This is a genomic window from Candidatus Zixiibacteriota bacterium (assembly GCA_040752595.1).
Lineage (GTDB): Bacteria > Zixibacteria > MSB-5A5 > WJJR01 > WJJR01 > JACQFV01.
In genome coordinates this window covers 1-25546 of the sequence record JBFMGX010000030.1, presented here as the reverse complement: position 1 = coordinate 25546, position 25546 = coordinate 1, and the positions used below count along the sequence as shown (strand labels likewise).

At 62.3% G+C, this 25546-nt stretch carries 16 protein-coding genes; 7 read left to right on the top strand and 9 right to left on the bottom strand.

What is annotated here, in order from left to right:
* The first annotated feature begins 331 nt into the window (after window positions 1-331).
* The 7 genes from AB1792_08235 to AB1792_08205 all read left to right on the top strand — a co-directional run bounded on the left by AB1792_08235 (window position 332) and on the right by AB1792_08205 (window position 13522).
* Entirely contained in the window at window positions 332-3625 is a 3294-nt protein-coding gene (locus tag AB1792_08235) for a S41 family peptidase (GenBank protein ID MEW5702201.1), read from the top strand.
* Between the two features lie 423 nt (window positions 3626-4048).
* Window positions 4049-5818, top strand: coding sequence for a M14 family metallopeptidase (locus tag AB1792_08230; protein MEW5702200.1), 1770 nt, complete (start codon window positions 4049-4051; stop codon window positions 5816-5818).
* A 540-nt stretch (window positions 5819-6358) separates the two neighbouring features.
* A complete protein-coding gene (pckA, locus tag AB1792_08225) occupies window positions 6359-7948 on the top strand; it encodes a phosphoenolpyruvate carboxykinase (ATP) (GenBank protein MEW5702199.1) in 1590 nt (529 codons plus the stop codon).
* Between the two features lie 15 nt (window positions 7949-7963).
* Entirely contained in the window at window positions 7964-8929 is a 966-nt protein-coding gene (gene pfkA / locus AB1792_08220) for a 6-phosphofructokinase (protein MEW5702198.1), read from the top strand.
* A gap of 27 nt (window positions 8930-8956) precedes the next feature.
* Window positions 8957-11533 (top strand): alpha-glucan family phosphorylase, encoded by a 2577-nt coding sequence (gene glgP, locus AB1792_08215; protein MEW5702197.1) that lies wholly within the window; start codon window positions 8957-8959, stop codon window positions 11531-11533.
* A 167-nt stretch (window positions 11534-11700) separates the two neighbouring features.
* Window positions 11701-13017 (top strand): Xaa-Pro peptidase family protein, encoded by a 1317-nt coding sequence (locus AB1792_08210; protein ID MEW5702196.1) that lies wholly within the window; start codon window positions 11701-11703, stop codon window positions 13015-13017.
* A gap of 10 nt (window positions 13018-13027) precedes the next feature.
* Window positions 13028-13522 (top strand): hypothetical protein, encoded by a 495-nt coding sequence (locus tag AB1792_08205; GenBank protein ID MEW5702195.1) that lies wholly within the window; start codon window positions 13028-13030, stop codon window positions 13520-13522.
* 116 nt (window positions 13523-13638) lie between these two features.
* On the opposite strand, the gene AB1792_08200 is transcribed toward AB1792_08205, so the two are convergent.
* The 9 genes from AB1792_08200 to AB1792_08160 all read right to left on the bottom strand — a co-directional run bounded on the left by AB1792_08200 (window position 13639) and on the right by AB1792_08160 (window position 23820).
* Complete coding sequence (locus AB1792_08200; GenBank protein MEW5702194.1) at window positions 13639-14805, bottom strand: ABC transporter permease; 1167 nt, start codon at window positions 14803-14805, stop codon at window positions 13639-13641.
* A gap of 11 nt (window positions 14806-14816) precedes the next feature.
* Entirely contained in the window at window positions 14817-15974 is a 1158-nt protein-coding gene (locus AB1792_08195; GenBank protein ID MEW5702193.1) for an FtsX-like permease family protein, read from the bottom strand.
* Window positions 15975-15982: 8 nt separating this feature from the next.
* A complete protein-coding gene (locus tag AB1792_08190) occupies window positions 15983-16657 on the bottom strand; it encodes an ABC transporter ATP-binding protein (protein ID MEW5702192.1) in 675 nt (224 codons plus the stop codon).
* Between the two features lie 17 nt (window positions 16658-16674).
* The gene (locus AB1792_08185; protein MEW5702191.1) at window positions 16675-17916 is read right to left on the bottom strand and encodes an efflux RND transporter periplasmic adaptor subunit; all 1242 of its coding nucleotides are present in this window, start codon (window positions 17914-17916) and stop codon (window positions 16675-16677) included.
* A 198-nt stretch (window positions 17917-18114) separates the two neighbouring features.
* The gene (locus tag AB1792_08180; protein MEW5702190.1) at window positions 18115-18444 is read right to left on the bottom strand and encodes a hypothetical protein; all 330 of its coding nucleotides are present in this window, start codon (window positions 18442-18444) and stop codon (window positions 18115-18117) included.
* 107 nt (window positions 18445-18551) lie between these two features.
* Window positions 18552-19592, bottom strand: coding sequence for a hypothetical protein (locus tag AB1792_08175; protein ID MEW5702189.1), 1041 nt, complete (start codon window positions 19590-19592; stop codon window positions 18552-18554).
* 388 nt (window positions 19593-19980) lie between these two features.
* Complete coding sequence (locus AB1792_08170) at window positions 19981-22038, bottom strand: T9SS type A sorting domain-containing protein (protein ID MEW5702188.1); 2058 nt, start codon at window positions 22036-22038, stop codon at window positions 19981-19983.
* A gap of 28 nt (window positions 22039-22066) precedes the next feature.
* Entirely contained in the window at window positions 22067-23311 is a 1245-nt protein-coding gene (locus AB1792_08165; protein ID MEW5702187.1) for a hypothetical protein, read from the bottom strand.
* 275 nt (window positions 23312-23586) lie between these two features.
* A complete protein-coding gene (locus AB1792_08160) occupies window positions 23587-23820 on the bottom strand; it encodes a hypothetical protein (protein MEW5702186.1) in 234 nt (77 codons plus the stop codon).
* Window positions 23821-25546: the final 1726 nt, after the last annotated feature.

The window sequence follows — 25546 nt, the reverse complement described above, 5'->3', positions numbered from 1 at the left end:
TGCCGTCTGCGCGGGGGGGGGGGGGCTGTCCCCCCACCCCTCTCCCTTCAGATGTCAGACGGTGGGTGCGGGGCACCCACCCTACAAGACCTTGCGATCATCGAGGCGTAAGGCGATCCGTCGGGTCGCCCTCCCTCGACGGAACCAAGGGCGAGGCGACGCCTCGCCCCTACATGTGGCGGGCGGGAATCAAGTGACGTTGACTCCTCTATCCTTCGCAAAAAAGGCAACCATACTCCCATCGGGATCGTTAGATTGGCCAGCATTGCGCCCACCGGCAGCGGAGTCCTGCCGATTCCGGCCGCGGCGCGTTTCATGTTCAGGAGGTGTTATGCGTACAGCGTTCGCGTTGCTCCTCGCTGCGCTTCTGATCATCGCCGCCACGGCCGTGTGGGCCGATGACGCGCGGCTCCTGCGGTTCCCCGACATCAGCAAGGATCAGATCGTCTTTGTCTATGCCGGTGACCTGTGGATCGTCTCGACCTCCGGTGGGCAGGCCCGTCGTCTGACCGCCTCGGAGGGGCTGGAGCTCTTCCCCCGGTTCTCGCCCGACGGGCAGAAGATCGCCTTTACCGGCCAGTATGATGGCGATCAGAATGTTTTTGTCATGCCGGTATCAGGGGGCGAACCCAAGCGTCTCACCTACCATCCCGCCATCCAGAAATCGACCGAACGCATGGGGCCGGAGAGCGTGGTCATGGACTGGACGCCGGATGGCAAGAACGTACTTTACCGCTCGCGGGAAGAGACGCACGATATCTGGGACGGCAACCTCTATCTGGTCAGCCCGGAGGGCGGGTACCCGCAGCCGTTGCCGTTGCCGCGCGGCGGTTTCGCCTCGTTTTCGGCCGACGGCAAACGGATTGCCTACTGCCCGATCTATCGCGACTTCCGCACCTGGAAGCGCTACAAGGGCGGGATGGCGCAGGATGTGTGGATCTATGATCTGGTCAATGCCCGGTCGGAAAAGATCACCGATTGGATCGGGACCGACAATCTGCCGATGTGGGATGGCGCCTCCGGGAAGATCTACTTCAATTCCGATCGCACGGGCACCCTCAATCTCTATGTCTACGATCCCCAAACGAAGTCGACCACGCCGGTGACCAACTTCACCGAATACGACGTCCGTTGGCCGGCGATGGGTCCGGGCGCGATCGTCTTTGAGAACGGCGGCTATCTCTATATTCTCGACTTGCCCAACGGCACGCCCCGCAAGGTGAGCGTGCAGTTGGGTTCGGATGCCGTCTTGGCCCGGCCGGAGTTTGTCCCCTGCGGCGACGACGTCCAGGACTTCGCGATCTCACCCGACGGCAAGCGGGCGCTCTTTGGCGCGCGCGGCGAGATCTTCACAGTTCCCGCCAAACATGGCAACACGCGCGACCTCACCAACACCTCCAATGCCCACGAGAAGTACTCGGTGTTCTCCCCCGACGGGAAGTGGATCGCCTATGTGTCCGACGCCTCGGGCCAGGACGAGATCTACCTCTTGGACCCGTTGGCAAAAGACCCGCCCCAGCGGCTGACTACCGACGGCGACCGCTACAAATATGGCCTCTATTGGTCGCCCGATTCCAAGAAGCTGGCCTGGTCGGACAAAAGCGGCGTTATCCGTTGGATCGACATCACCACGAAGAAGCAGACGGTGATCGATCGCAGCCGTCGCGGCGACATTCGCCACTTCTCCTGGTCGCCCGACTCCAAGTGGATCGCCTACGCCAAGAACAACGAGGCGTATCTGAATCAGATCTACATCTACTCGCTGGCGGAGAACAAGTCGCGTGTCGTCACCAACGGGCGTTTTGAGGATTTTCGGGCGGTCTTTGACCCGGGCGGCAAGTACCTGTACTTCCTCTCCCTGCGCGACTTCAATCCCATTGTGGGAAACTATGAGTTCAACTACCTCCTTGACAAGATGACAGAAATCTACGCCATCGTCCTGTCGGCCAAAGACCCGTCGCCGTTTGCGCCGCAGAGTGACGAGGTTGAGGCGAAGAAGGAAGAGGCGGCCGGGGCCAAGAAGGCTGAGAAGAAGGAGACGAAAGAAGAGACGAAGGCGGAGGTCACCGTCACGATCGATTTCGACGGCATCATGGACCGGCAGGTCAAATTCCCGATTGAATCCGGCCAATACAACGGTCTGGCCGCCGCCAAGGGTCGTGTGTATTACTTCTCCTCGCCGATGGGCGGGCTGGCCGGGCCGATCGAGCGCACCAAACAGAGTCTGCACGTCTTCGACATGGAGAAGCGCGAGGACCACACGTTCCTCGATGAGGCCGACGGGTACAATCTGTCATACGACGGCACCAAGATGCTCTATCAGAAGGGGAAGACCTACGAGATCATCGATGCCTCAGGCGAGAAGGCGAAGACAGGCGACAACGTCCTCGATCTCGGCCACATGGAGGCGCGGGTCGATCCCCAGGTGCAGTGGCACCAGATCTTCGAGGAGTGCTGGCGGCTGGAGCGCGACTTCTTCTATGACTCGCTGATGCACGGGGTCGACTGGAAGAGGATGCACGACCGCTATGCGCCTTTGGTCGATCACGTCGCCCACCGCTACGATCTGACGTATGTCATCGGCGAGATGATCGGCGAGTTGGCCTGCTCCCACACCTACGTGGGCGGCGGCGAGCAACCGCGTCCCGAAGGCGACAAGGTCGGCTTGTTGGGAGTCAACTGGGTCATCGACAGCGCGGCCGGGAAGTTCCGCATCGGCCGCATCCTGGTCGGGCAGAACTGGCGCGACGACCGTCGGTCACCGCTGACCGAACCGGGGATCACGGCCGCCAACGGCGACTATGTCCTGGCCATCAACGGTGCCCCCCTGAGAGCATCCGACAACCCCTACCGTCTGTTGGAGCACACCGCCGGCGAAACCGTGACTCTGACTTTGGCGAAGACACCGGATGGGCAGGGGAGTTGGACGGCCGACGTCAAGACGATCAACAACGAAAGCGAACTGCGCTACTACGATTGGGTCGAGGGTCGCCGCCACTATGTGGATTCGGTATCCAATGGGCGCATTGCCTATGTGCACATTCCCGACATGGGCGGCAGCGGCTTGCAGCAGTTCACGAGCACCTACTACTCCCAGATCCGCAAGGAAGGGATGATCATCGACGTGCGCTGGAACGGCGGCGGCTTCGTCTCGCAGTTGGTCATCGAACGGCTGCGTCGAGTGCTCGGAGGCATGAACAACTCGCGCAACTACGAACCCGGCACATATCCGGATGTCGTCTTCCACGGCTACCTCGCCTGTTTGATCAATGAGGAGTCGGTCTCGGACGGCGACATCTTCCCGTCCTACTTCAAGCACTACCAACTCGGCCCGCTCATCGGCAAGCGAACATGGGGCGGCGTGGTCGGCATCCGCGGCCATCGGCCGATGATCGACGGCGGCTTTGTCACCACGCCGGAGTTCGCCGATTTCGACCTGCAAGGCCGCTGGGTGATCGAGAATCACGGCGTCGAGCCCGACATCGAGGTTGACAACCTCCCGGAAGACATCATGAAGGGGAAAGATGCGCAGATCGACCGTGCCGTAGCCGAGCTGTTGAAGAAGATGAACGAGGCGCCGAAGAAGCTGCCGCCGGCGCCGTCGGTGCCGCCGGAAAAACGTTGACCGGACGATGTCTTGATTGACATTCTGCGCGCGGCCGGTGTGCCACGCACTAGCCCGCTGGGCTGCGGTCCCAGCGGGCTGGTGCGTGCCACCTAACGCGCGTTGGTGCCAGGCGTAGGGGCCGACCGTATGAGAGCGGATTCGTGCAGCTCATTGCAGCCACCACCGGGAGAGTCGATGATGAGACGTCCGTTCGGTGTCATTGCTTCTGGCGTTTCGAATGCAACGGGGCTGTCCACGCTCCGAGGGGTTCGATCTCGGCGGAGGAACTCCCTCACCCGATTCGGCCTCCGGCCGAATCGACCTCTCCCGGAGGGAGAGGTTAAACTCCTCTCTCCCGTCTGGGGACAGGGCTGGAGTGAGGGGACCAGAAAGAGACGTTCCGTTCCTTCTACAAGACACGATAGGTCGCGGGGGACGATCATGGTCGTCACGTTCCTCGCATCGATCCTGTGTTTAGGATCATACGGGTGGACGGCTGACGCCGACTTCACGACGGTCGCCGAGCAGAGCGGCTACCGCCTCACTGCATCCTATGACGAGACCGTCGACTACGTGCGCCGTCTGGAAGCCGCCTCGCCCTGGGTCAAGGTGACGGTCTTTGGCCAAAGCCCGCAGGGTCGCGATCTCCATTGCGTGGTCGTTTCGCGCGAGGGCGCGTTCACCCCGACGGCGGCCAGGACGACGGGCAAGGTGATTGTGCTGATCCAGAACGGTATCCATTCCGGCGAGATCGACGGCAAGGATGCCTGTATGGCTCTCTTGCGCGACATCTGCATCACCAAGTCCCGCGCGTCGCTTCTCGATTCGACGATTCTGCTGATCATTCCGATCTTCAACGTCGACGGCCATGAGATCAACGCCCGGGACACCCGCGCCAATCAGGACGGGCCGGAGAACGCCGGATTTCGTACGACGGCCCAGTGGTTGAATCTCAATCGCGACTACATGAAGGCCGATGCCCCCGAGATGCAGGCGTGGTTGCGCCTGTGGCGCGAGTGGATGCCCGATTTCTTCATCGATGACCATGTCAGCGACGGCGGCGACTGGCAGTATTTGATCCAATACACGATGCCCTGGCATCCCAATGCGGCGCCGTCGCTGCGCCGTTGGACCCGTGAGACGTTCGATCCGGATGTGACGGCGCGGACCGCGGCGGCGGGGATCAAGATATTCCCGTATGCGTTCTTCCGTGGGCCTCTGTCGGCCGGGGTCATGTCATATGTCGAAAGTCCGCGTTTCTCGACGGGGTACACGGCGCTCTGGAATCGTCCCGGACTGTTGGTCGAGACCCACTCACTGGCGCCCTATCGGGAACGCGTCTTGGGCAACCATACGTTTCTCGTGGCGGTGCTGGAGAACATCAGTCAGAATGCAACGTCACTGAAGCAGGCCATCGCGCAGGCCGACGCCGCGATGGCCGATGGCGTGACCGATTCCATTCCCTTCCGCTTTCAGTCCAATGGCGACTCGACGATGATCGATTTCTACGGCTACGCGGTCGATTCCGCCCAGAGCGCCGCGTCCGGGGAATACTACCCGATCTGGGATCATGCGCGGCCGGTCACCACGCGTATCCCCTTCTTCGGGACCAATGTCCCCCGCCTGCAGGTGGCGCCGCCGCGCGCCTATCTGATCCCCCGGGAATGGATGGAGCCGGTCGCGCGCTTGCGTCTGCATGGTGTTCACCTCGATACGCTTCGTGTGCCCTGGACCGGCGCGGTCCAGATGTACTATCTCGACAGCGCGAAATGGGGCCGGGAGCCGTACGAGAGCCGGTTCTCTGTGACGTACCGCACGACCAGGCACGATACGGTCGCCACGTTTCCCGCCGGGACGATCGTGGTGGGTCTCCGTCAGCCGGCTGCGAAAGTCGCCGTGCACCTGCTGGAACCGCAGGGCTCCGATGCCCTGGTGGCATGGGGATTCTGGAACTCCATCTTCGAGCAGAAGGAGTACATCGAGGACTACGTGATCGATCCTCTGGCCGACAGCATGCTGGCCCACGACGCCGACCTTCGTGCCGCGTTTGAGACGCGGTTGGCATCCGACACCGCGTTTGCCCGCAGCCCTTGGGCGCGTCGGAGTTTCTTCTACCGGCGCACGCGCTTTGCTGAGACACAGATCGGCTGGTATCCGGTGGCGCGTCTTGTGGGGCCGATTCCGCCCACCGATCCGCTCGACAAGCGGTAATACCCGGCAACGAGGAGCAATCCTCCCCACCGAGCGGGACACCGGTCCAAACTCGCCCCACGGGGTCTGCTGAAGCAGCCGACCCACGCAGGGCGGTTGCTTCGTCGCTTGTCCGCCTCTGGCGGGGTATTCCGCCACCGGCGGACGACCTCCTCGCAAAGACAGAGCAAGTTCCTGACAGGTCTTGTGTTGTTGTGAGGAGTAAAGCCCGCTCCGTGAGCTGCGCGAGCGACGTAGCAATCGCCTTGCGTGAGAGAGCGCTTTCAGTGGGGTTCTTCAACACGCCCCAAGACCGGTGTTCTTCCCTCCGGCACGGTCGATATAGGAATAACAGGATAACGGGCTTCGCCGCGCCAGATCGGCAGCGCAGGAGGGACAATGGGAAGTACGACATTCAGTTACAGATCGACTGACTATCCGGTGGACACATCGCTTAAAGGCGCTGTAGATTCGACAGTCGCACCGACCTCACCTGCCAGAGCTTACGAACGGGCCAAAGGCGAGGTCGCTGCGACCTATCCGGTGAAGGGACGCGCAACGATGGATCATTTGCTTGCTGATTTGCGGACTCTCGGTCTTCACAATGTCGGGCAGGTCTTTGCCAACCTGACAACACCGGCGCTCTACGAGCAGGTGATCCGGCGCCGCGAGGGGATACTGGCCCACCTGGGCCCGCTGGTCGTGCGGACGGGGCACCACACCGGCCGATCCGCACACGACAAATTCATTGTCACGGACGATGTTGCTCGCGATCGGGTCTGGTGGGGTCAGGCCACCCAGCGGTTTGAGCCGGCCCGGTTCGACGCGCTCTTTGCGCGCATTTGCGCCTATCTTCAAGGGAACGACCTGTACATTCAGGATCTGTACGCGGGGGCCGATCTGTCCCATCGCATCGGTGTCCGCGTGATCAACGAGACGGCGTGGCACAATTTGTTTGCCCGCACAATGTTCATTCGGCCCGACCGCGAGTCGCTGGCTGGTTTTCACCCGGACTTCACGATCATCCATGTTCCCAGTTTCCATGCCCTCCCGGAGCTCGACGGAACGGTCTCCGAGACCTTCATCATCCTGCATCTGGGCCGTCGATTGGTCCTGATCGGCGGCACCAGCTACGCCGGGGAGATCAAGAAGTCGATCTTTACGGCGCTCAACTTCCTCTTGCCGTCCAAGAACGTCCTCTCGATGCACTGTTCCGCCAATGTCGGCTCCGGCGGCGACGTGGCCCTATTCTTTGGGTTGTCGGGCACGGGGAAGACGACGCTCTCCGCCGATCCCGATCGGCTCCTGGTCGGCGACGACGAGCATGGCTGGTCCGACAGCGGCGTGTTCAATTTCGAAGGCGGATGCTACGCCAAGGTGATCCGGCTGTCGCCGCAGGCCGAGCCGGACATCTACGCCTGCACGCGCCGTTTCGGGACGATCTTGGAGAACGTCGCGATCGACGCCGACACGCGGCGGTTGGATCTCGACGACGACACTCTGACGGAGAACACGCGCGCGGCCTATCCGATCACGCATGTGGCGCGCGCCGTTCGCGATGGCCTTGGGGGACATCCCACACAGATCATCATGTTGTCGGCCGATGCCTTCGGCGTGCTGCCGCCGATCTCCCGACTCGATCCGGCGCAGGCGATGTACTACTTCCTGTCGGGATACACGGCCAAGCTCGGCGCCACCGAGAGCGGAGTCGGCAAGGAGCCGCAGGCGACATTCTCGGCCTGTTTCGGCGCGCCGTTTCTGGCGCTGCACCCGACGGAGTACGCGAAGCTCTTTGCCGAGAAGATCCGCCATCACAAGGTGAATGTCTGGCTGGTCAATACCGGCTGGAGCGGCGGACCGTATGGGGTCGGCAAGCGCATCGCCATCGCCGACACGCGCGCCCTGGTCCGGGCGGCCCTGAGTGGGCAATTGGACAACGTGCCCACCGTTCGGCACCCGATCTTTGGCGTGGCGGTGCCGGAGTCATGCCCGGGCGTGCGCGGCGAAATCCTCGATCCCCGTGCGACGTGGACCGACAAGGCCGGATACGATACCGCCGCCCGGGAGCTGGCGCGCCGGTTTCGCGACAACTTCGTTCAGTATCACGAGGCCGTCGGTGACGATGTGATCAATGCCGGGCCGCACGCGTAGGAGACGATACCAACGATGAATCGCATCGGCGTACTGACCTCCGGCGGCGACGCCCCCGGCATGAATGCCGCGCTTCGCGCCGTCGTCCGCACCGCGATCAAGTCCGGCGTTGAGGTGTTCGGCATCGTCCGGGGTTACCAGGGTATCATCGATGACGACATGGTGCGCATGGACCATCGCTCGGTCTCGAACATCATCCAGACCGGCGGCAGCATCCTGGTGTCGTCGCGGTGCGAGGCGTTTCTGACACCCGACGGGCGCCAGACCGCCCTGAAACACCTGCGGAGCCGCGGCCTGGAAGGGCTGATCGCCATCGGCGGCAACGGCACGCTGTCCGGGGCGCAGGCATTGCATGTTGAAACCGGGTTCCCCATCGTCGGCCTTCCCGGGACGATCGACCGCGACATCTACGGCACCGAGGCGACCATCGGCTACGACACCGCCGTCAACACCGCGCTGGATGCCATCGACCGGATCCGCGACACCGCCTCGGCGATGGAACGCGTCTTCATCGTCGAGGTGATGGGTCGCCACTGCGGCGACATCGCCCTGATGGCGGGAGTCGCCGGTGGGGCGGAATCGGTCCTCGTGCCGGAGATCACCACCGATTTCGACGTTCTCATCCGGGAGATCCGCGACGGCTTCGCGTCCGGCAAGCGCACGAATCTGATGGTGGTGGCGGAGGGGGATGACTGCGGCGGGGCATTGCAGCTTCAGAAGGAACTGGAGGAACGGGCAGGCCTGAAGTCATGGGTCTGCATCCTCGGTCACACGCAGCGCGGCGGACGGCCCACGGCGGCGGACCGGTTTCTGGCCACGGCACTGGGCGTCTCCGCTGTGGAGGCGCTGTTGGCCGGCCGAACGGGGATCATGGTCGGCTGGGGCAATGATCGCGTGGTGGAAGTACCGCTCGCCGACGTCGTCAGCAACAAGCGCCCGTTCAATCCGCTGCATAATGAGTTCCTGACGACTTTGCTGTAGTCGTCGGCGCCGCGGGAGTCACCAGCGATGAAAGCACTGTCTGCCATCGACGTTCAACCGGAACTGCCGGAGCGTCTTTCGGCGCTCCTGGAGATTGCCTACAACCTGCGCTGGTGCTGGCACCCGGAGGCGATCCAGTTGCTCCGCCGTCTCGATCCTGATCTGTGGGAGTCGACCGGACACAATCCGGTGTTGATGCTGGGTACGATCCAGCAGGAGCGCCTCGAGGCGATCGCCGCCGACGAGGGGCTCCTGGCCCAGATTGACCGCATCGCCACGCGGCTGCGGGAGTACCGCCATCAGACCACATGGTACGATAAGACTCATGGGAAGACCGATCGACCACGTGTCGCCTACTTCTCGGCGGAATTCGGGCTCACGGAGTGTTTGCCGATCTACTCGGGCGGACTGGGAGTTCTGGCCGGTGATCATCTCAAGGCCGCCAGCGAGCTGGGGATTCCCCTGGTCGGTGTCGGGCTGCTCTATCAGAAGGGATACTTCCAGCAATACCTGAACGCCGATGGCTGGCAGCAGGAAACCTATCCGGACAATGACTTTTACAATCTGCCGTTGCGTCCGCTGATTGGCCATGACGGCCGTGCCCTCAAGGTGGCGGTAGAGTTTCCCGGACGCCGCGTGCTGGCCCAGGTGTGGGAAGTGACGGTGGGGCGAACGCGGTTATTCCTCATGGACTGCAACGTCCCCGAGAATGCCAGCGATGACCGGATGATCACCGCCGAGTTGTACGGCGGCGACAGCGAGCGTCGCATCCAGCAGGAGATCGTCCTCGGCATGGGCGGCGTGCGGGCCCTGGCGACGCTGGGGTGGGAATCGCTGGTCTGTCATCTCAATGAGGGGCACAGTGCCTTCTCGGCGCTCGAACGCGTGCGCATGCTCATGCGCGACCACGGCATGACGACGTGCGAGGCGGTCGAGCTGGTGCGGAAGAGCACGATCTTCACGACGCACACCGCGGTACCCGCGGGGATCGATGAATTCCCCGAGCCGCTGGTGCGCACATACTTCAATGACTTCGCCGCCGGGATCGGCATTGACTGGCCGACCTTCATGTCCTTCGGCCGACTGCGTCCCGAAGATCGTGATTCGCCGTTCAATATGTTCGCACTGGCCGTCAATCTTTCCTATCGCGCCAACGGCGTTTCCCAGTTGCACGGGCAGGTGTCGCGCCGCCTGTGGCAGAGAGGGTGGCCGGAGTTGCCGATGGATGAAATCCCGATCGGGTCGGTGACCAATGGCATCCACACGCGCTCTTGGATTTCCTTGGAGATGTCGGAGCTCTACGATCGCTATCTCGGTCCGGCATGGGCCTCGCAGCCGGCCGATCAGACCATCTGGCGGAACATCGACCGGATTCCCGATGAGGAGCTCTGGCGCACGCATGAGCGCCGTCGCGAGCGTATGGTGGCCTTTGCCCGCCGTCGACTGGTTCGTCAACTGGAGCGGCGCGGCGCCTTGGACCATGAAATCCAGGCCGCCCGCGAGGCGCTTCAGCCCGATGCCCTGACGATCGGCTTCGCGCGCCGCTTCGCGACCTACAAGCGCGCGACCCTCCTGTTCCGCGATCGGGAACGCCTCAAACGTCTCGTGACCGGTAATGACCGACCGGTGCAGATCATCATCGCCGGGAAGGCCCACCCACGCGACCATCAGGGCAAGGAGTTGATCAAGGAGATCGTCCACTTCTCGCGGCACCCGGAGTTGCGCCGGCACATTGTCTTTCTGGAGGACTACGATCTCTCGTTGGCGCGCAATCTGGTTCAGGGGGTCGACGTGTGGTTGAACACGCCGCGCCGCCCCTTGGAGGCCTGCGGCACCAGCGGCATGAAGGCCGTGTTCAATGGCGGCCTCAACGCCAGCATCCTCGATGGCTGGTGGGATGAGGCCTACCACCGTGACTGCGGCTGGGCGATCGGCTCGGGTGAGATGTACTCCGACAGCGCCCTGCAGGACGAGGTGGAGGCCAATGCGCTCTATCATCTGCTCGAAGAGGAAGTCATTCCGCTGTTCTATGACCGCGGTCCCGATCACCTGCCGCGTGCCTGGATTGCCCGCATGAAGAACTCGATGCGGCGGTTGTGCCCGCAGTTCAACGCCAACCGCATGGTGCGCGAGTACACCGAACGGTTCTATCTGCCGGCGATCGAGGAGTACGAAGCGCTGGCGGCCGACCGCGAGGCGTTGCGCGCGTACTGCTCCTGGAAAGAGAAGATCCGGCAGAACTGGGACAGGGTGATGATCGTCGCCGTCGAGTCTCCCGACCATGGTCGCACGACGGTCGGCAAGCCGGTCACCGTCTCGGCGACCGTCGCCTTGGGGGCGCTCTCACCGGAGGACGTGCAGGTGCAGCTCTTCATCGGTCTGCTCGACGCCCAGGATGAGATCGGCGGGGCGGTCGCCATTCCGTTGGCGGAACGCCGTCCGGCCGGTGACGGACGCTGGGTCTTTACCGGCAGCACGACCTGCCCGCGCAGCGGCCGCCATGGCTACTCGCTGCGGGTGCTGCCCTCTCATGTACGCATGACACAGCCGTTCGAAACGCGCCTCATCCGCTGGCCGGCCCTGCAGCGGATCCGTCCCGACTGAGGTCGCCTCAGCAACCGAGTGAACTCGTGGCACCCGACCGCATGCTCTCGCGTGCGGTGAAAGCGATTCTCCGCAATTTCCTCATTGCCGCCGGCAGTCTTCCCCACCATCATCGGTCTTGCGCGTTTGCGGCGCCGGTTGGCAAGCGCCGGGATGGGAGGGACACTGTGAGGTACGGAAGACGCAGAAGACTGACGATCGGCATCGCATCAATCTGTGTGGCACTTGCCGTGGTGTTTGTTGCGGGCCCCGTGATGGGGCAGACGCCGAATCCTCCCGCCCCTGCCGTCATCGGCAGCGAGACGTTCCATCAGCGCCGCCTCGCGCTCCTCGATTCCCTGAAGGACGGCCTGGCGGTCCTCTGCTCCCAAGGAGAGATGACGGCGGATGGATACCGTGCCGTCGGCAACTTCTGGTACCTGACCGGCCGGGATGAACCGGGTGCCATACTGGTGCTGCAGCCCGGTACGCCGGAGGATGAGATCCTGCTTCTGAGACCGCGCGATCCCGAGTCGGAACAGTGGACCGGAGAGCGTCCGGCGCTCACTGAGTCGCTCCAGGTTGCCTGGAGCTTCGATCGTATCCGTCGCGTTGACCGGCTCGATGGAATCGTGCTGGCCCGGATGAAGCAGTCGCCGCGACTCCATCTGATCTCTTCATTGGTCCGCACCTCCGACCCGATTCCGCCCGACCTGGAGATGTACAGCCAAGTGGCCGCGCGCATTCCCGGAACGGAGATCACGAACTCATCGCGGTTCGTGGAGCGCATGCGCATGATCAAGTCCGACGCGGAGATCGCCGCCATCGAGAAGGCGATCGCGCTGACGCATCAGGGGATCACCGACGAGCTGGCGGCGGTCCATCCCGGCACAACTGAGTTGGCGCTCGATGGCGTGTTGGAGGAGTCGCTCAAGCGTCGCGGCGTGGAGCATCTGGCTTTTGAGCCGATCATCGGCACCGGTCCCGATGCCGCCATCGTGCACTACGGTAAACGGGAACGCGTGCTGGCCGCCGGGGACCTGCTCCTGATCGACTGCGGCGCCGAGTGGGACCACTATTGCTCTGACATCACACGGACTGTACCGGTCGATGGTTTCTTTACGCCGGAGCAGGCGGCGTTGTACGACATCGTTCTGGCGGCCCAGACTGCGGCCATCGCCGCGGTCCGGCCGGGTGTGACCCTGCGCCAGATCGACTCGACCGCACGCGCGGTGATTCGCCAATCGGGATATGTCGACCAGATGATCCACTTCACGGCGCACCATCTCGGCCTGGAGGTCCATGATGCCGCCGATGAAGCGCTGCCGTTGGCACCGGGGATGGTGATCGCCGTCGAGCCGGGGATCTACCTTCCCGACCGGAAGATCGGGGTGCGCATCGAGGACGATGTCCTCGTGACACCCGAGGGCAACCGCGTCCTTTCGGCGGCGATCCCGCGTGAGCGGGCCGCGGTTGAATCATGGCTGGCGGCGGTGAGAAAGTAGGGTGGCAACCATGAGAATGCGAGAATATCGCTGGCCAGTTCGGCAGGAAGATAATCCGGACCTCGTTGAGCTGGCACGCCGCCGGGACGCACTTGCAGAGAAATGGGAGGATCTGAACCGCCGCGTTCTGCAATTGGAGATACCGAAGGTGTGCATCTGGCGCGTCCCCAAAGTACTAAGGCAGCTCGGTCCGGAGTTGAAGTCGATGGAACAGGAATGGGCCGACTGGGATCAGGACGCGAGAATGTTCTGTATCGATCCCAAACTGAAGATACCCCCCGAGAACGATGGTCCTTCGGTCACCCTGCACATCACCGCCGAGTTCCGCAGTTGGATTGACCGCATGTTTCAGAACATGCGTCTCCTCGACAGCATCTATGGTCACAAGTTGGACAGGTATCGTGACCAGCGCAATCTCGTCTTATCGTGGGGGGGCATTCTGGTTGGATTCATCGGCGCAGTGCTTTCTCTATTTTCAGTCTGGTACGCCCTCGTCAACAAATAGGTGTGCACGCGGGTTCTCCGCATCGACCTGAGTCGACCGCGGACAGGGGGCTTTCAGCCCCCTGATGGTGGGTGCAAAGCACCCACCCTATCATCTGTCCTCGATGGGCATGCTCGCTACGCCGCGCGCAGTGATTCGACGATGTTGGCGCGGGCGGCGCGTACAGCGGGGAGGAAACCGCCGCAGAGACCCATGGCAACGGCGAAGATCAGCGACCCCAGGATAATCTGCGGGGAAACGGCAAAACCGAATGCGAGCTCGGAGAGTGTATCCCAATTGGTGGTCGAGATTCGCACGAGCGACATCAGGGAGGCGGCCACCAGGCCGATGCCGGCGCCGATCAACGACAGCCAGAGCGACTCGATGAGGAAGACCAGCATCACGGCCCGGCGGGAGAAGCCGATGGCGCGCAAGGTGCCGATCTCCACCGTGCGGTTGGCGACCGTGGCGTACATCGTGATCATGGCGCCGACCATGGCGCCGAAGGCGAAAATGATCGAGATCACGGTCCCGATGACCCGGATGAAGGTCGCCGTGGCGCGCGACTGATCGGCATAGTAGTCGAGCTCCCGCTTGACATCGATGGTCAGACGCGGATCGCTCTCCAATCGCTCCTTGAACTTCTGGAATTCGGCGGGATCGCGCAGTTTCACGGTCATCGACGAGAGAATCGGCCGACGGAACGACTGCTGCACCTGCTCGACATCGCCCCAGAGCTCCGAATCAAACCCGGCCCCGCCGGCGTCGAACGTACCCACCACATTCCACTCACGACCGGCAAAGGTCACATGCTCACCCAGTCCGCAACCGCGGAAATTGGCGGCGACGGCGCTGCCGGCGATCACCTCCGAGGTCCCCGGCGTGAACATGCGGCCGGACGTGAGCTTCACGTTGGGACGCAACGGAAAGGCAGCGGGCACGGTTCCGCGAATGACGACATTGGCCGGCTCGCCGTTCTTACGCTTGTCGATGTTGATGAGCACAACGATTTCGCCGGCGGCGACCGGCGCGCCATCGCCCCCCAGCAGAATCTCTGGCTGGGTCTTGACGATCGCCCCCTGCTCCCGTGAGAGCAACGAAACGGTCTCGGTGCTGGCCGCGGCGCGCACGACGATGGCGTTGTCCGCCGAACCGGTTGCCACCAACGTCTTCTCCAAGCCATGGGCCAGCATCATCACCGCCGCAAAGACGAATACGACCAAGCTCAGCCCGGAAACAGTCAGTGTCGTCGTCAGCTTGCGGACGGCGAGATTGCGCAGTGTATATCCGAGAATCAGTCCCATGAGATCACCCGTCATCCAATCCGGCGCAGGCCGTTGACAATTGAGACGCTGATCGCCCGCCAGGCCGGGAACGCCGCGGCCAGGCCACCGACCAGAAGCGCGATCACCGCAGCCATCGGGTAAGTCTGTGGGTCCACCAAGAACGCCGGGAACCACGCCTGCAGGGCGGCCCCGACGCCGCCGACGACCGGGAACAGAATCACGATGCCAAGAGCGGCCCCGAGCACCGACATCAGAAGCGATTCGCCGGCGATCAACCCCAGGAGGTGTCCGGAGCGAAAGCCGAGGGTCTTGAGCACGGCGTATTCGGCGATCCGCTCCCGCGCCGTCATGGCCATGGTGTTGGCGGCCACCAGCAGGATGATGCCGATCACGAGGAAGGAGATCACCTTCAGCGAGAAGACAATCGTGCCGGCCATGGCGACGTAACTTTGCTGGAAGGCGGCCTCGGTCTCGGTGAGAGTCTCGTCGGGGGAGTTGTCAAACTCGCGGTCGACCGCCGCGGAGATCGCCGCCGCGCGGGAGGGATCACTGATCTTGATCACCCACCAACCGACCCGCCCGGCGCGCGCCGGCCATTCTTGCTGCATGCGTTGGTCAATGCAGTTCCAGTTTAACAGAAACTGGGAGACGTCGGTGGAGGGATTGCGCCCCGTATAGATGCCGCGGATGACAAAGTCCCAGTCGCCGGGATAGATCATCCCCTGCAGGCGGATAACGTCGCCGATCTTCCAGCCGAAGCGTTTCATCGTCGCCTCGCCGACGATGACGGCATTGCGCTCGGAGGCGAAGGCCGCCAAGGCCGCGGAATCGACGATGAACTCGGGGTAGAACCGGAAAGACTCCACGCTTTCGAGCGCAATCTGTGCGAAGAAATTCTTGGGATCCTTGTAGATCCCGCCGAACCAACTCCCGGAGGTCACGGCCGCGACCCCGGGGATGCGTTCGATCTTGGGCTTCTGTGCCACCGGGAGATCGAAGGTGATCGAGATGCGGCTGCGGCAGATCAAACGATCGGGCGCGGCCTGCGCCACACCGGCGTACCAGGCCCCAATCACCGCACGCAGTAATCCGAACGCCATGATCGCGATGGCAATGCCCAAGACGGTCAGGGCCGTGCGCAGCTTGTGGCGCAGGGCGTTCTTGTAGATCAGCCGGAGTACATGCATGGTGTCGCCTACACCAATTCGCCTTTGTCCAGGTGGCGCTGCACATGGGCGCGTTCCGCCGCTCTGGGATCGTGCGTCACCATCAGGATCGTCTTCTTGTACTCGGCATTGAGCCGCACCAGCAAGTCGAGCACCTCGGCGGCCGACTGTTTGTCCAGATCGCCGGTTGGTTCGTCGGCGACCACGACGGTGGGATCGGTCACAATCGCCCGCGCGATCGCCACACGCTGCTCCTGTCCACCCGACAGTTGACGGGGATAGTGCTGCATGCGGTCCCTCAATCCGACCATCTCAAGCGCGGTCTCCACATGCGCCCGCCGCTCCGCAGAGGAGAGCTTGGTGAGAAGCAACGGCAGTTCGACATTGCCGAAGGCGGTCAACACCGGCAGAAGGTTGTAGAACTGGAAGACAAAACCGATGTGCCGGGCGCGCCACTTGGCCATCTGTGATTCGTTCAATTGTGACAGATCGGTGCCGGCGACGACGATTTGGCCGTCATCGGGCCGGTCGATTCCGGCGATCAGGTTGAGCAGCGTGGTCTTTCCCGATCCGGAGGGACCCATCAGAGCGACGAATTCCCCTTCGGGCACGGTCAGTGACAACTGGGTCAGGACCGGGACTTCGACTTTGTCTCGATAGTAACTCTTGCGTACGTCTTTGACCTCGACAATGGGCTCAGCCATATCCGCCTATCCCCGCCTCACTGTTTGATTGTCACCCGATCACCGTCCTGCAGCTTCTCCGGGACGGTCGCCACGATAACATCCCCGGCGTTCACGCCGCTTCTGATTTCCAGCGTGCCCCCGAACATTTGCCCTGTCTCAACCGCCGCCGCAAAGGCCTGCCCGCCGCGGACTGTGAACACAACCGAACGGTTTCCCCGCTGAACGACGGCGGCCCGGGGTACGGCCAGCACCGTGGTCGTCGACACCTCCTCAGCGGAAGAACGGGCGGGCAGGAAATTCACCTTGGCGCTCATCTCCGGCAATACGCGCCCGTCGATCTGATCAAAGGCGATCTTCGTCAGCACGGTCGCCTTGGAGCGGTCGGCAGTCGGGACGATCTTCTCCACCCGTCCCCGGTACGGCTCGGCGGGGAGGGCATCGAGCGTGATCAAGCAGGGTTGCCCGAGGGTGATTTGTCGAATGTTCGACTCCGAGACGTCGGCCTCCACCTGCAACGACGTCATGTCCGCGAGGGTGACAACCGCCCCGCGCGAGGACGCCGATGAGGCGAAGGGCGCGACCACTTCGCCGACGTCGGCGTGCTTCGACAGCACAGTGCCATCGAAGGGCGCGCGGATGTACGTGTTCTCAACCTGCACCGCCGCATAATCGGCCGCGGCCTGCGCGGATGCTATCGCGGCCTGCGCGGCGGCGACTCCGGCTTTGGCGGTCTCGAACCGCGCCTGTGCATTGTCGAAGTCCGACTGCGCCACCAGGTTCTTTGTGTACAGCTCTTGGACGCGTTCGAAGTTCAGTCTGGCCTCGTGTTCGACCGCCTGCGCCTGTTCGAGATTGGCCCGGGCTTCATTGACTCCGGCGCGTGCCGCCGCCAGCGAGGCGGTCACATCCGTTGCTTCCAACTGTGCGATGACCTGACCGGCCTTGACCTGGTCCCCCTCGACTACATTGAGCCGCTCCAGCCGCCCGGTCCCCTTGGAGGCCACGGCGGCCTTGCGCTGAGCCACCACATATCCGGTCGCCGTGAGAAGCGATTGAGCCGATGCCGGAGCCAGGCGCGAGACCGTCGTCGTCTGAACCTCGACGGCCGATCGGCGCGTGACCCAGAACACGGCCACGACAGCCACGGCGGCCGCGAGGATGATCAACCAGAGCCACCGCGATCGTCCACGGCGCGCAGGGGCTGTCTGTGGAGTCGTCGGATCATCACGACGGATTCGCAATCGTGACAGATCGGATTTCGCCGGTTCGTCATTCATGAAGTCGGGACGCTCACTTGTGCGAGCGCCCCACAGAAGCTACGAATATACTCAAGCTACTATCTAATACCGCGCGCAAAGACAGCTGTTCTTATCACTTTGACGCCCGATCCCCACAGTCGCTCGATCGCCGCAACTGTCTGTCGGATGGCGTGTTACGCCCGACGATGGGCCACGAGCACACAGGTGTCACCTTGGTCAGCGGCTGTCCAGGGCTTTGAATTCACCGGAGACTTCGAAGACGACGGGATACCCGGAGGCCTCAGAGACAATCTTCTGCTGCGTGCTGTCGTTGCGCTGCGCCATGTAGATCATGATGCACGATTGATCGTCCTGCGCGCCCATGGCCGTGCCGACCACGCCGGGAAGTGTCAGCCAGACATCGGCGTGCTGCGCTAGGACTTCCTCAATGGTCGGCTTGGGCATGGCGGTCTGGGCGCGTTCGCTTTCTTCGGGGACACACCTCCCCATCATCGCCAAGATACAGCCCACAGTCAACATCAGCAGGTAGATTCGGACTGAGCCCATGTCGGCCGATCCTCCGTGTTTGTCATGGTCAGATTACCACGGTGATCTCCAATAGAAAAGCGGGAATCCGGTCGAATTCCCGCTTCTCGGAGTTCGGGGCGGTCGGCTCAATTGCTGCAGATCGTGGCATTGAAGCGCTGCAGGATCGGGCCGATCGGGGAGCAGATGCTGGTTCCGTCTCTGGTCCCGGCAAACAGGAGACCCACCGGGTTGTTCCCCGAGCTGGTCACAACCAACGAGCCGGAGTCGCCCGATTTGGACATCTTCTTTGAGGTCACAAACTGGCCCACGAACTTGGCGGTGCCGCCGGAATATCCGACATTTCCCGTCCAGTTGATCGCGGTGATCGTTCCGGAGGTCAGCGAGGTCGTGCGGCCGACTTTCTTGATCGCCAGGCCGACTGTGGGTGAAACGACGGTCGCGCTGGGGAAGCCATAGTACGCCGACGGGGTTGCGCAGGTCACATCGGAGATGGAGTAGAGCGCGATGGCCGCATCCATGGTGTTGTTGGCGCCGCCGAACTTGATCGGCTCGAAATCGGAGAGGTCGGCGACCTTGTCGGCGGGCTTGTTGGTGCAGATCGGCTTGGCATCGTAGCGGCCGGGCTGGTAAATGTCCTCCCCGATCGACGCCGCATTCTCGCGTGCTAGGACATGGTTGTTGCTCAACATGTACTTCTGGCCGCCCTTGTACACCACGCAGCCGATGGTTCCGGCCACGCACTCGTTGGCGTTGCCGGTCGAGACGCCGATTGGGACCGGACGATAGCGCCCGGTCAGGGCGAAGGCGCGGAATTCGCCGGATTCCTCGATTTCGACCGGGAGGCCGTCGAGCGTGGACGGGATTCCGGACACACCGGCGTGTTTGGTGTAGACCTTCACCGCCAGGTTGCCATCGGTTCCGATTCCGACCGCGGTGGCGACCACACCGTCCAGATCCAGAAGCCGGTCGGTGTGTTTGTTCTGAATGCCGACCGCGCGGACGATGTTCAACTCCTGATCCGGACGCAGCTTGAGCAGGGTGATGTTATCGGTGGGGGCGGTGATCGAGGACTGATCGGTCGAGCAACCGACCCACAACAGCGCCGAGGCCGCCACCAACACGACAACGGCGGCGAAGAGGCGTGAACCAAAGAGGTTTCTTGGCACGGTAAGGGCTCCTTCGATAGGTCTGGATAAACACCTTCTCCCCATGCCCCGCGTGTGCGGAGATGGGACTCAACCCACGGACTTCAGGGAATACCCAACACAGCGCGAATCCGATCGGTCATCGACACCTCCGTTTTGGGGTCCTGCCGGGGCCGGCGAGAGCCCTCCCGGTCCGTTACTCCTTGCCAGAAGTCTCCTGCGGCTTTAAAGTGCGACCATACGGAACACTTGGGGATCACAAATCCCCGCGAGATTGCCCGGCTTGCGAACTCTGTTCAACACGACCAAGACTGCACAACGGCAGGCACAACAAACCCAAATTGCAGCATTTCACCGGGCTGTCAAGCGGTTTCATGCTGGACTGTCGAGGTTGCAGGCAGGACCCGGCCTATCGGAGCACAACCATCTCGCGGGCGGCGGCATAGTCGCCGACGCTGGCGCGGTAGAAGTAGACGCCGGAGGGAACCGCGATCCCATTACGGTCGCGGCCATCCCAAGTGACGTTGACCCGTCCGGGATCGCCGATGCCGGAGAGCGCACGCACCGCCTGCCCGAGGACATTGTAGATCACCACCGACCAGTCCGATGGCTGTTTCAGGTCGAGGGGAATCACGGTCCCAGCATTGAAGGGGTTCGGGTAATTCTGGAGGACGGCAAAGTCTTTGGGTGGCGCGACGCCGGGGAGATTGGCCGACACCGTCGCACCATGGGTGTCGGACAGTTGAACTTCAGTCAACTTCAACTCCTGCGTGCCGGTGAGCGGAACAGTGAAGACTTCGTGCGTTCCGGCGGCGATCGTGCCGGGACGGACGATGTTGGGAGAGATCAGGACGCGGAATTCGCCATCATGAACCGCCGAGCGGATTTGCATCCCATCGTTGCCGACGGCGAGAACCGGCTTGCGCGTCGGGAGATTGTCGCCACGAAAGACAAACAGCGCCGCTCCGAGATCGACGGGGGAGGTGATGGAGACGCGCAGCATGTCGCTTTCGACCTTGGATGTGACTTCCGCGCTGTGGGTGTAGGGGGAGAGCTTCGGGCCTACCGGTGGCAATTCATCACCAGTGACAATGGACAGCAGGAACCATAAGTCGGCCGCGGTTCCAGGTTGGCCATCGCAGTTGATGTCTGAGTTTGAGAGTGCACAGTCCTCAAGGCCAGGCTTGAACACCCCGGGGCCGTAGATGAGGTAATTCTGGAGCTTGATGAAGTCACCGATTTCGTAGCAGACGTGGTTGAGGTTGATGTCTCCGATGCTGTAACCCTGACAGTTCGAAGTGATGGCGCCGCAATCGGGCGCAGGCCATGACTGCCAATACCGTTGGACCCAGACAGTTCGTGTCGTCGAGTTTCCGTCGTAATCGTAACACCCAATCGTAATGGAGTATTTCTTGTCAAGATCGAGGTCGCTGGCCATGATCGCCCAGTCGGCTGCGGGGTCCACACAACGAAAGTAGTTGGTTGCCCAATAGTAGTAATCGGACTGGGTGGATGTGTAGACGTCGTACAGGTTGCTTAACCCGGCTGCGTTCTGGCTCTCAGTGTGCGTTTGCTCACCTGAGAGGTAGAAGAAGTAGAAGCCAAAGATGTCCAACAGGACCGGATTCCAACTCCACTCGTCTCTGACATCCAGAGTCATCCACAGGATCCCGGCCTTGTGACCGCTCCAAGACGGAAGTACGTCATGCGCGTGGACGCGCAGGTCAAAGTTGCCGGGAACGATCCAGGGGAAATCGTAGGAACCGTCCCCACCGGTCTCGATCGGAACGCCGTACTCCTCATAGGGCACTATGCTCTCGATCACGGGGTTGTCGTTGTCCTGCCATGGGCAGAGGGACATCAACGGATTCACACGGAACCATTGCTTGTAGTAGAGGTCGTACCAGATTTCCTCGAAGTGGAGATGGTCGTGAGCGAGATCTTGGACGCGACACATCGGAAGATGCACAGGGAAGCATCGCTGCCCGTATGCGTCATAGTACGGCGCAGAAGCACTTGGATTCCACACGAGCCGGTCATTCGGGAAAACCTGGATATTCATTATGTGTACGTATCGATAGACCGCGATTGTTCCGTCGGGAAACAGGATCTTCGTGCGTAGCCAGTTATCGGCAGAGGAGACGGCGTCGACGTAGACGTTGGAGCCGTGGACCGGAGAGTAGATCGGCCAATTTGCGGGCCAGGCAATGTCCACCCCTCCGTGGAAGTGGTCAGGAGATTCCCTGAACTCCCCAAGCAATGACGTGACAATGGGCTGAAAGGAACCGCATCCAATGGTGCCTGACGGTTGCTCAGTCGGCCACCGATGTGTAACGTAGTAGGTGGGGTTGGGATCGGCTACGCACACGACCGTGGGGGCCGAGTTCCCCGTGCGATTCGACGTCAGTAGTAATGCCACAAGACGGGCGATGAACTTGAGCCTCTTGCCCAGACATGGAATCGGCATTATGGCACCCCTGTGTGGCACGGCAGATTCAATTCCCCCTCGAACTCTCGCGAACGGTCATGGCCATGTGTTCTGTTTGAATGACGATGCTCGAATCACGCGCCACAGGCGCAAGGGCGTATGCCCCGGTGGGGCGTGGCAGGCTTGGCAGCGCAAGCGGAGGCCGCAAAGCGCCCTCTTTGGTCCAGACAAGGAGGTTCGCATCATCCTCTGGCCCCACAATCACAGCGATAGCGCACCCCGTTTCCGTAACCTTGATTCCCTCGCCTAACCAGCACCCCATCCTCTCCAGCGTGAGGGAATCCTCCCAAATCCGGTGGCCCGCGAAGTCCCACATTGAGATGCGTCGTCCACGCGAGATCGTCACGAGGGGAGGATCACCGTTCGAAAACGTGACGCAATATGGGAGCCAGCGTCCAAGGTGAATCGTGCCCGCGACCTTTCCCGTCCGGTCGAGGACAACGACACGAGAGTTCGCCCAAGTCATCGGAACTGCCGACACCATCGGGACGGGATTCGGAATGGAGTCGCGTCGGTCCTGCATCGGGCGGCCATCCGGCCCTGTGGGGACCATCAAGCGGCGGGGTGCGGGGAACGAATCAGCGGGGACGGGGACTGCGGAAGCCGGAGCCGGTACCCAGGGATCTGTGCCGCCGAAGGCGACATATCGGCCGCTGTCCGCGATTGCGATGCTGATGCCTGCAAACGAATCTGGGAATCTTATGTGGCCCAGCAGTTCGCCTCGCACCGACACCAATGCGAAACCAGCCACGTCGGTGAAGCCGAAAACCGACCCGTCACGCGACAGGAGGACACCCCCAAGTGCGGCCTCAGGAGCGGTGAAGACGGGCGTGAGCCCGACGTCCATGTTGTAGATCTGCAGCCCCGGCCCTCCGCAATAGAACGTGGCGAAGGCCGGCGCCACGGGAGACAGAGTGGCGCTATAGCTGTAGCGCCCCTCCCAAATCACGGCGCCCGAGGAATCCAGGAACTTGGCGTCATAGGTGTCTTCCGCCTTCTCTTCGTTGACGCCAACCGTCTCCAGCGCCCAACGCCCGTCGGCGGTCTCCTGGCGTTGGACCCATTGGGCGCGCTCGCCCCAGTTCCCCTGGATCTTCTTCTCGCGGATCGACGCGATGTAGTAGGTGAGCTTGCCTTTCGGGTGTGTGCCGCAGATGCCGGTTTGGAAGGCACAGGCGGTCAACAGGCAGGCGGCAATCCCGACCATGGCCCCTTTCATAGCAACTGCCTTTCCGGCCTCAGTTGTGAGCATACACGCTCCCTTCGGCGATATTCAGTTTTTGCCACGCACGCGGCCGTACAATGCCGGGTGACCGATCCGTTGTCAAGAGGAATTCAATACTGTGAACCGAGTTGTCGGAGGGACTCCGGCGAGTCAGTCGAGCCGTTCACGAACCGCCCCTGCATCACGAAACAGGCCGTGCGTGAAACGAACCCCACGGGTCTGAAGACCCGTGGCACAACAGATACCCAGAATCAGCAGGAGAGGTGGCGAGTCATATCGGTGCGTGTCGGTCGACCGCGCACTCATCCCGCGAGGTCGCGCGTGTCAGAGCCCGATGCCGGTTTCGGTGGGACAGAGACCTGTTCGGCCAATCGGAACCGCAAGAAGCGGAACTTGATCGAGACCATGACCCCGCGCACCACCCAGTCGGCCAGCATCGTCCACCAAACGCCCACCAGGCCGTATCCCAGCGTATACCCGAACACATACGAGAGCGGGAGCCGCACCAGCCACCCGCCGACGATCGGGGACGACATGAACGAATCGGAACACAGCCATGGAGCCGTCGGTGGGAAGCACTTTCACGCGGATCCAATCAGTGCCGACTGCGTCGATGAAGACGGGCTGCATAGGGCAATATATAGGACTGTCGGCCGGAACAGCGATGTCGACGCCGCCGTGGAAGTGGTTGGTGCGGTATTCCCCGTGGGTCGCCGATACAACGGGCTGAGTGATGCCACATCCGAGGTGGTCCAGCAAAGGGTCCTCGGTTGGCCACCTGTGCTCGTAGAACCAGGCATAAGGGTCCAGAGTGCACATGCTGGTCACTCCGGGGGCCCCTGCTTCGCTCTTCGCCACGACCACGGCGCAAAAGGCCAACGGGATGAGGACACGGCAAGGCCAAACCGGTATCGTCATATCCGAAATCTCCTTCAGCGTGCATGACCTGAAGTGGTCAACGCGGCGCCATTGTCAGCCGCAAGGTCACGGCCTCTGTTCCTGTCTGCAATATGACCGTTGTTTCGTCGGCTCCCGGAAGGAGCGAGCAGCCTCTCGAGACATCAACTTCCTCAGGTAGAGGGGACTGGCTTTCCAGCAGGCCATCACTTCCCCACACGGACAGCGTAGCGCCCCCCTCCGTACGCCGTGTGACCGCCAACAGGCGATGAGAGGGGAGAACGTAGAGCACAGCCACATTGACCCAGGAAGCTCCGCTAAAGGTCGTGGAGTCCTCCCAGATGGGCTTCCCCGTCAAGCTCCAAAGCGAGAGATTGTCATCGCCCAATGCGGCCACATCGGGGGACTTGCCCGCGGACAGAGCTACCCTGCGAGGCATGGCCCGGCCAGACAGAGGGATTTGGTCGACGATTCCACCTATTGTATCCAGCAGTACGATGCGTGGGTTGGACCACGTGACCGCCATGGGTCTGTAGTCAGGTGGTGGTTCACTCGCGCCTGATCCTTGCGACATACCACGCAGGGTATCTCCCGGCCGAGTAACTGGTTCTATGTGCTTGACCTTGAACGGAAAGTCCCCTGTATCCGGCGCGGGGGTGGACGAGGCCGCTCGAACGGGGACACCCGGGTCGCATCCTCCAAACACGACGTACCGCCCATGATCCGCCACAGCCATGCTCAGCGTGTGAAGCGACTCTGGCACGGCAATCCGATGCAGCGCTTCCCCTCGCAGGGACACCGTCGTGATGGCACTTTCCGTCCTGATCCCAAAAACGCTACCGTCACGAGAGAAACTTATCGCCACTTCTGCGGGGGGCGGCACACTGAAAAGCGGCCCGGGGCCGACTTCTGGATTGTAGATCTCGAGGCCGCCGAGTTCACTTGACGTTGCCGCGAATGCGGGTGCGAGTGGCGACAGATGGGCCTCACTCCCGACACGCCCCTCCCACACGGAGGAGCCCGTGGAATCGACCACTTTGGCATCCGCAAGTCCTTCGTCACTCCCCCCCAACTCCACTGTCTCCAGCGCCCAACGCCCGTCGGCGGTCTCTTGGCGTTGGACCCATTGGGTGCGTTCGCCCCAGTTGCCCTGGATCTTCTTCTCGCGGATCGAGGCGATGTAGTAGGTGAGCTTGCCTTTCGGGTCTGTGCCGCAGATGCCGGTGTGGAAGGCACAGGCGGAGAGCAGGCAAACGGCCAAGCAAACAGCCACGCACCTGACGATGCGCTTCAATGCGTCCTGACTTGCGAGCATACCAGCTCCCTTCGGCGATATTCAGTTTTTGCCACGCACGCTGGCATGAG